This is a genomic window from Pseudomonas sp. NPDC087639, from assembly GCF_044743385.1.
GTDB lineage: Bacteria > Pseudomonadota > Gammaproteobacteria > Pseudomonadales > Pseudomonadaceae > Aquipseudomonas.
Genome location: NZ_JBIUWI010000018.1, coordinates 82,245 through 88,720, shown reverse-complemented (window position 1 = coordinate 88,720; position 6,476 = coordinate 82,245). Strand labels below are relative to the sequence as shown.

Genomic DNA, 6,476 nt, shown 5'->3' with positions numbered 1-6,476 from the left:
GGCGGGGAGGAATTCACGGGGTGTCTGGGTCGCCTTGATGCTGATCATCTGCGAGCGCGGCACCATGATGTCGCGTACTTGCAGGTCAGCTACCTGAATGGCGCCTTCGACGATGGCCAGCGCTTCGCTGTCCAGCAGCTTGTTTTGATGTGCATCGCGCAGCAGCTCAAGCAGCTCCTGACGGTTCTTCGGCTCGTGGGCAAAAGCCTGGGTCAGTTTACCCAGCCAAGACTTCTGCCCGTTGCTCGATCGATCTTCGCTCATAGCGATTACTCTGAATCCTTTGTTGTAACGATAGGGAATGGTTCGGTTTCGTCGTCCGCGTACGGATCGGGATAGCCCAGTTCAGCAAGCAACTCGCGTTCCAGTGCTTCCATTTCTTCGGCTTCTTCGTCATCTATATGGTCGTAACCGAGCAGATGCAAGCAGCCGTGAATGACCAGATGTGCCCAGTGGGCCTTTAGTTCCTTGCCTTGTTCGGCAGCTTCGCGCTCGACCACGGCCACGCAGATCACCAGATCGCCCAGCAGCGGGATATCAAGAAACTCGTCGGGCACTTCGGCGGGGAACGACAGGACGTTGGTCGCGTAGTCCTTGTGGCGCCAGGTGTGATTGAGTTCGCGGCCTTCTTCCTCGTCGACCAGACGAATGGTCATTTCCGAGTCAGCGGTGCGCTGGCGCAGGGCCAGTTCGCACCACAGGCGGAAATCGGCCTCACTCGGCGCGCTCGCGTCAGTCGCGATTTGCAGGTCTAGCTCAAGCATTTCGCGAGGTTTCCTTGGGTGCTTCGTCACGGTTTTCGAAGCGCTCGTAGGCTTCGACGATCCGCTGTACCAAAGGATGGCGCACGACGTCTTTAGGCTGGAAGTGAGTGAAGCTGATGCCCGGCACGTCTTTCAGCACCTCGATCACGTGGTGCAGACCGGACTTGGTGCCTTTCGGCAAGTCGACCTGAGTAATGTCACCAGTAATGACCGCAGTTGAGCCGAAGCCGATCCGGGTCAGGAACATCTTCATCTGTTCGACGGTGGTGTTCTGACTTTCGTCGAGGATGATGAAGCTGTTGTTCAGTGTACGGCCACGCATGTAAGCCAGCGGTGCAACTTCGATCACCTGACGCTCAATCAGCTTGGCCACGTATTCGAAGCCGAGCATCTCGTAGAGCGCGTCGTAGAGCGGGCGCAGGTACGGGTCGATCTTCTGCGACAGGTCGCCGGGCAGGAAGCCGAGTTTTTCGCCCGCCTCAACTGCCGGACGCACCAGCAGGATGCGGCGGATTTGCTCGCGCTCCAGTGCATCAACCGCGCAGGCCACGGCCAAGTAGGTCTTGCCGGTACCGGCCGGGCCGATGCCAAAGTTGATGTCGTTGCCGAGGATTTCCTTCACATAGCGCAGTTGATTCAAGCCGCGTGGGCGAATCATGCCTTTCTTGGTGCGCAGGGCGACGGAGGCTTCGGCGGGGGCGTGGTTGTCCAGTTCTACGACGGCCGATTCCTGGAGGAACAGGTGCACCATGTCAGGCGACAGCTCGGTACCCTTGGTTTCCCGGTACAGGCGGCGCAGCAGGTTTTCCGCAGAAGTGGTGTGCTTGGGGTCGCCGATCAGTTCGAACTGGTTTCCGCGGTTGCGGATCTCGATGGTCAGGCGCTGTTCGATCAAGCGCAAATGCTCGTCGAATTGCCCGCACAGATTGGCGAAGCGGCGAGCCTCAAAGGGCTCGAGGATAAAACGATGTGGTTCTATGGGTGCGTTCAAGGTCGTATTTAGCCGCCCTGGGGCAATTAAGATGAAATCAAGGATAACGCCAGAGGCGTGGGTGCGAAAGCTCTTAAATATCGCAACGCGATTCCCGGGTCTGGCGCTGTCCCTGTAGGAGCGAGCAGGCTCGCTCCTACAGGGGAAATGCAGTGTTACTGAATCAGTGAGCCACGCAGCGAATGCGGTTGCGCCGCGTCGATATGCACGTCGGCGAACTGGCCGATCAAGGTTGGATTGTCGCAGCGGAAGTTGACGATACGATTATTCTCGGTGCGCCCTTGCAGCTCGCCCGGGTCCTTCTTCGAATAATCGGTCACCAGAATCCGCTGGATCGAACCGACCATTTGTCGGCTGATCTCGAAACCTTGCTGATTCAAGCGGTGTTGCAGCGCGTTCAGACGTTCCTTTTTCAGCTCTTCCGGGGTGTCATCCGCCAGATCAGCGGCCGGTGTGCCCGGGCGCTGGCTGTAGACGAACGAGTAGGAAAAGTCGAAACCAACGTCGGCAATCAGCTTCATGGTCTGTTCGAAATCTTTCTCGGTTTCGCCGGGGAAACCGACGATGAAATCCGAGCTGATGCAGATCCCCGGTACCGCCGCGCGCAGTTTGCGCAGCTTGGATTTGTACTCCAGCGCCGTGTGGTTACGCTTCATCGCCGCCAGAATCCGGTCCGAACCCGATTGCACCGGCAAGTGCAGGTGTTTGACCAGTTCCGGCACCTCGGCGTGGGCCTGGATCAGGCTGTCGGAGAACTCCAGCGGGTGCGAGGTGGTGTAGCGAATGCGGTCGATGCCATCGACGGCGGCGACCACGCGGATCAGCTCGGCGAGATCCGCCAGGCGACCATCATGGGTGGTGCCGCGATAGCCGTTGACGTTCTGCCCCAGCAAGGTCACTTCACGCACGCCGTTTTCGGCAAGGTGGATGATCTCGGCGATCACGTCGTCGAACGGCCGGCTGACTTCTTCGCCACGGGTGTAGGGCACCACGCAGAACGTGCAGTACTTGCTGCAGCCTTCCATCACCGACACGTAAGCGCTCGGGCCGTCGATACGCGGCTCGGGCAAGTGGTCGAATTTTTCGATTTCCGGGAACGAGACGTCGACTTGCGGCAGCTTGGTGCTGCGTGCGGCGTCGATCATCTCTGGCAGGCGGTGCAGCGTTTGCGGGCCGAAAACGACGTCGACATACGGGGCGCGATCGCGGATCGCCGCGCCTTCCTGGCTTGCCACGCAACCGCCGACGGCGATCACCATCTCCGGGTTGGCCAGCTTCAGTTCGCGCCAACGGCCGAGCTGCGAGTACACCCGATCCTGGGCGCGCTCGCGGATCGAGCAGGTGTTGAGCAGAATCACGTCGGCGTCTTCCGCGCGAGCGGTGACTTCCAGGGCCTGATGTTCGCCCAGCAGATCGACCATGCGCGAGCTGTCGTACTCGTTCATCTGGCAACCGTGGGTTTCGATGTAAAGCTTCTTGGCCATGGATTTTGGTCGTCACGTGATTCAAAGAACCGCGCATTATAGGGAACATGCCCTCAGGTTCCTACCGCTGTGCGTCCAGTGGCTATGCTATAGTTCGCGCCCTCATTTTTATCCCCGATGTTGTCCGCCCGCCATGACCAAACGCGAAGCTCCAATCTACAAGGTGATTTTCCTCAACCAGGGCCAGGTGTTCGAAATGTACGCCAAGCAGATCTATCAAAGTGATCTGTGGGGTTTTCTGGAAGTGGAAGAGTTCGTCTTTGGCGAGCGCACGCAAGTGGTCGTCGATCCGAGCGAAGAAAAGCTCAAGGCGCAGTTTGAAGGCGTGGTGCGCAGCTTTGTGCCGATGCATTCGATCGTGCGTATCGACGAGGTCGAGCGTCTGGGCACGCCGAAAATCAGCGAAGCCCGCGGCGCGGTCGGCAATGTGATGCCGTTTCCGATGCCGATGCCTGAGAAGTAAGGCTCAACACCGCGTCGCCTCATTCGCGAGCTTGCTCGCGAATAGAGAAGTCAGGACAAAGCAGCAATCAGGGCAGTGGTGAGAAAGGCGTGCGCCCATCGGCGCTCTGCAGTTCCATCAGGTATTTACGGAAAATTTGCCCGAGCACCTGCGTAGCGGTTTCGAGATCTTCGCGGGACATTTTTTCGGAGACTTCGTCGGCCGTGTCCAGTGCCTCTTCGGCGCCGTTGACCGCCGCCATCTTCAGCACGATGTACGCCTGAATATTGTTGGCCTGTACGCCTTCACCGTGGAAGAACATGGTGCCGAGCTTGAATTGCGCCTGAGCGTGGCCTTGCAACGAGGCTTTTTCGAAATAGCTCAGGGCTTGATTGAGGTCGCGCGGCGCATTCTTGCCGTCGTAGTAGAACTCACCCAACTCGTATTGCGCTTGCGCATCCCCTTCGTCCGCCGCTTTCTGGCAGGCGGCCAGTGCCTGCGTGACGTCTTGCGGCTGAGTATTGAGGGTGCAACGACCCATCGCCGGGATCAACAACGAGTTGCCGCCTGCTTGTGCATGCGCGAGCAGGGGCTGAAGGAGCAACAGGCAGCCCAAGGCAAGGGTGCGGCCGGTGCGGTTCATGGGAATCGACTTACCTCTGAAGGGCACGCGGACCCATCGAGGGATCCAATAAGCGCGCATTATGAAATAAGCAGGGCCAACCTTACAAAGTCTTTACTCGTTTTTCTGCTGCGCGGGGAATATATCGCCCACTTTACGGGTGAATTCTGGCAGGTGCGTCGGAAAAACCGGGTGGATGTAGGTGAAAGCTGACGTCGGCGATAGCCAACGTCAGCGGTGCGGCGATTACTTCAGTGCAGCGAAGGCGCGTTCGGCAGCGTCCAGGGTCAGTTTCAACTCGGCTTCGCCATGCGCGATCGAGGTGAAACCGGCTTCGAATGCGCTCGGCGCCAGGTACACGCCACCTTCCAGCATCAGGTGGAAGAAGCGACCGAACAGCGCTGCGTCGCTGGCCATCACGTCTTCAAACGTGACGATGTCGTCAGCGCCGCTGAAGTACAGGCCGAACATGCCGCCTGCCTGCGTGGTCACGAATGGAATCCCCGCGGCATCGGCGCGCTGTTGCAGACCGTCGAGCAGGCGTGTGGTGTAGTCGGTTAGTTCGTCGTGGAAACCCGGACGGCTGATCAGGCGCAGAGTGGTCAGGCCGGCGGCCATGGCCAACGGGTTACCCGACAAGGTGCCCGCCTGATACACCGGGCCCAGCGGCGCGATGCGCTCCATGATTTCACGCTTGCCACCGAAGCAGCCGACCGGCATGCCGCCGCCAATGATCTTGCCGAACGTGGTCAGGTCCGGGGTCACGCCGTAGTAGGCCTGGGCGCCGCCGAGGGCGACGCGGAAACCGGTCATCACTTCGTCGAAAATCAGCACCACGCCGTGCTTGTCGCAGAGTGTGCGCAGGCCTTCAAGGAAACCCGGTGCCGGCGGTACGCAGTTCATGTTGCCGGCCACTGGCTCGACGATGATGCAGGCGACGTCCCGGCCGACTTCGGCGAGCATTGTTTCCACCGCGTCGATGTCGTTGAACGGCAGGGTCAGGGTGTGTTTGGCAAACGCCGCTGGCACGCCAGCCGAACTCGGTACGCCTTGGGTCAGTGCGCCGGAACCGGCCTTGACCAGCAGGCTGTCGGAGTGGCCGTGGTAGCAGCCTTCGAACTTGATGATGCTGTCACGACCGGTGTAACCGCGGGCCAGACGGATCGCGCTCATGGTCGCTTCGGTGCCGGAGCTGACCATGCGCACCATGTCCATCGATGGCACCAGCGAGCAGACCAGATCGGCCATCTCGGTTTCCATCGCGGTCGGCGCGCCGTAAGACAAGCCGTGTTGCAGTTGATTGCGCACTGCGTCCAGAACGTCCGGGTGGCTGTGGCCAAGGATCATCGGCCCCCACGAACCCACGTAATCGACATAACGCTTGTCGTCTTCGTCGGTGACGTAGGCGCCTTCGGCGTGTTTGAAGAACAGCGGCGTGCCGCCAACGCTCTTGAACGCGCGAACCGGCGAGTTCACGCCACCGGGGATGTGTTTCTGGGCATTGGCAAACAGGGTTTCGGAACGAGACATGATCGGGCTCTCAAATCAGACTTTCAGTAATTCGTTGAAGGCGCGGGCGCGGCGGGTCACTTCGGCGGTGCTTTCAGCGCCGAACAGGCCGTGGACGACGGCCAGCAGGTCGACACCATGGGCCACCAACGGCGCGGCGTTGTCGAGGGTGATGCCGCCGATCGCGCAGATCGGCAAATGCAGCTTGCGGCGGGCTTCGTCGAGCAGGTCGAGGCTGCAGGTCGGCGCGCCGGGTTTGGTGTTGGAGTTGAAGAAGCGACCGAAGGCGACGTAGCTCGCACCTTCTCTGGCAGCTTGTTCGGCCAGTTCGATCTGCGCGTGGCAGGTCGAGCCTATGATCGCTTTCGAGCCGAGCAGGGCGCGGGTCGGCGACAGCGGGCCGTCGGTCTGGCCCAGATGCACGCCGACGTTCAGGCGTGCAGCCAGTTCGGCGTCATCGTTGATGATCAACTGCGTCTTGTAGCGCGCACACAAATCGCGCAGCGCTTCGGCCTCGCGCAGACGCCGGGCCTCGTCGCTGCTCTTGTCGCGGTATTGCAGCAGGGTGACGCCGCCTTCCAGCGCCGCCTCCACGTACGACAGGAATTTGCCGGCCAGCAACTGGCTGTCGGTGATGGCGTACAGGCCACGTAGTTTCATCAGG

General features: G+C 60.3%; 7 protein-coding genes and 1 pseudogene. 1 reads left to right on the top strand and 7 read right to left on the bottom strand.

The window, feature by feature from the left end:
- From ACIOVB_RS10500 to miaB, 4 genes and pseudogenes are all read right to left on the bottom strand, one after another.
- Positions 1-264, bottom strand: a pseudogene (locus ACIOVB_RS10500) (magnesium/cobalt efflux protein); the annotation flags it as partial.
- Between the two features lie 5 nt (positions 265-269).
- Complete coding sequence (gene ybeY, locus ACIOVB_RS10495) at positions 270-764, bottom strand: rRNA maturation RNase YbeY (RefSeq protein ID WP_401267347.1); 495 nt, start codon at positions 762-764, stop codon at positions 270-272.
- Positions 757-1,755: a PhoH family protein gene (locus ACIOVB_RS10490; protein WP_221730176.1), complete on the bottom strand. Its 999-nt coding sequence runs from the start codon at positions 1,753-1,755 to the stop codon at positions 757-759. The genes ybeY and ACIOVB_RS10490 overlap by 8 nt, the downstream gene beginning before the upstream one ends.
- A 155-nt stretch (positions 1,756-1,910) precedes the next feature.
- Entirely contained in the window at positions 1,911-3,239 is a 1,329-nt protein-coding gene (gene miaB / locus ACIOVB_RS10485) for a tRNA (N6-isopentenyl adenosine(37)-C2)-methylthiotransferase MiaB (RefSeq protein ID WP_401267345.1), read from the bottom strand.
- Positions 3,240-3,372: 133 nt separating this feature from the next.
- On the opposite strand from miaB, the gene ACIOVB_RS10480 reads away from it, so the two are divergent.
- The gene (locus ACIOVB_RS10480) at positions 3,373-3,702 is read left to right on the top strand and encodes a DUF1820 family protein (protein WP_003185742.1); all 330 of its coding nucleotides are present in this window, start codon (positions 3,373-3,375) and stop codon (positions 3,700-3,702) included.
- A gap of 67 nt (positions 3,703-3,769) precedes the next feature.
- Here ACIOVB_RS10480 and ACIOVB_RS10475 read toward each other — a convergent pair whose 3' ends face one another.
- From ACIOVB_RS10475 to thiE, 3 genes are all read right to left on the bottom strand, one after another.
- Positions 3,770-4,324, bottom strand: coding sequence for a tetratricopeptide repeat protein (locus ACIOVB_RS10475; protein ID WP_042561233.1), 555 nt, complete (start codon positions 4,322-4,324; stop codon positions 3,770-3,772).
- Between the two features lie 225 nt (positions 4,325-4,549).
- The gene (gene hemL, locus ACIOVB_RS10470; RefSeq protein ID WP_187678835.1) at positions 4,550-5,833 is read right to left on the bottom strand and encodes a glutamate-1-semialdehyde 2,1-aminomutase; all 1,284 of its coding nucleotides are present in this window, start codon (positions 5,831-5,833) and stop codon (positions 4,550-4,552) included.
- Positions 5,834-5,848: 15 nt separating this feature from the next.
- A complete protein-coding gene (gene thiE / locus ACIOVB_RS10465) occupies positions 5,849-6,472 on the bottom strand; it encodes a thiamine phosphate synthase (protein ID WP_401267344.1) in 624 nt (207 codons plus the stop codon).
- Between the last annotated feature and the right edge of the window lie 4 nt (positions 6,473-6,476).

Bases quoted from the DNA above. Each gene is read 5' to 3' on its own strand.
- ACIOVB_RS10475 (WP_042561233.1), bottom strand. From the start codon at position 4,324: ATGAACCGCACCGGCCGCACCCTTGCCTTGGGCTGCCTGTTGCTCCTT.
- thiE (WP_401267344.1), bottom strand. From the start codon at position 6,472: ATGAAACTACGTGGCCTGTACGCCATCACCGACAGCCAGTTGCTGGCC.
- ybeY (WP_401267347.1), bottom strand. From the start codon at position 764: ATGCTTGAGCTAGACCTGCAAATCGCGACTGACGCGAGCGCGCCGAGT.
- ACIOVB_RS10480 (WP_003185742.1), top strand. From the start codon at position 3,373: ATGACCAAACGCGAAGCTCCAATCTACAAGGTGATTTTCCTCAACCAG.
- hemL (WP_187678835.1), bottom strand. From the start codon at position 5,833: ATGTCTCGTTCCGAAACCCTGTTTGCCAATGCCCAGAAACACATCCCC.
- miaB (WP_401267345.1), bottom strand. From the start codon at position 3,239: ATGGCCAAGAAGCTTTACATCGAAACCCACGGTTGCCAGATGAACGAG.